This is a genomic window from Streptomyces calidiresistens, assembly GCF_014141525.1.
Classification (GTDB): Bacteria; Actinomycetota; Actinomycetes; order Streptomycetales; family Streptomycetaceae; genus Streptomyces; species Streptomyces calidiresistens.
The window spans coordinates 1-721 of record NZ_VKHS01001416.1 but is presented as its reverse complement, the minus strand read 5'-3'; the positions used below and the strand labels follow the sequence as shown (position 1 = coordinate 721).

At 74.9% G+C, this 721-nt stretch carries 1 protein-coding gene; it reads right to left on the bottom strand.

What is annotated here, in order from left to right:
* Nucleotides 1–699, bottom strand: a 699-nt coding sequence (gene folP / locus FOE67_RS27595) for a dihydropteroate synthase (RefSeq protein ID WP_182667532.1), incomplete at its 3' end; no start/stop codon positions are given.
* Nucleotides 700–721 lie beyond the last annotated feature (22 nt).

Below are 721 nucleotides of genomic sequence, written 5' to 3'. Positions count from 1 at the left end.
GGGCGGGGGGGCGCCGTCGGGACCGGCCAGCACCCGTCCGAGGAACCGCTTGCGGGAGGCCGCGACCAGCAGGGGGTGCGGCAGTTCGGCGCGCAGGCGCTCGATGGCCGCGATGAGCGCCAGGTCGTGCTCGGCACGCTTGGCGAAGCCGAGGCCGGGATCGATCACCACGCGTTCGGGGTCGATGCCGCCGGCGACGGCACGGTCGAGGCTCTCGCGCAGTTCGGTGATCACCTCGGCGACGGGGTCGGTGTACTCGGCGCGCTCGTTCATGTCGATGCTCTGGCCGCGCCAGTGCATGACCACGAACGGGGTCCGGGCCTCCGCCACGAACGGCACCATCGCGTCGTCGGCCCGGCCGCCGCTGACATCGTTGACCAGGCGGGCCCCGGCCTCCACGGCGCGCCGGGCCACGGAGGCGCGCATGGTGTCGACGCTGACGATCAGGCCCTCGGCCGCCAGTTCCCGCACCACGGGCACGACCCGGCGCAGTTCCTCGGTCTCGTCCACGCGTCGGGCGCCGGGGCGGGTGGACTCGCCGCCGACATCCACCAGGTCGGCGCCCCGGGCCACGAGGTCGAGGCCGCGCTTGATCGCGGCTTCCTGGTCGAACCAGCGACCGCCGTCGGAGAAGGAGTCGGGGGTCACGTTGACCACGCCCATCACCGCGCAGCGGTCCGGGAGGGGCAGTCCGGGGATCCGGCCGCGCGGTCCCGGGGCC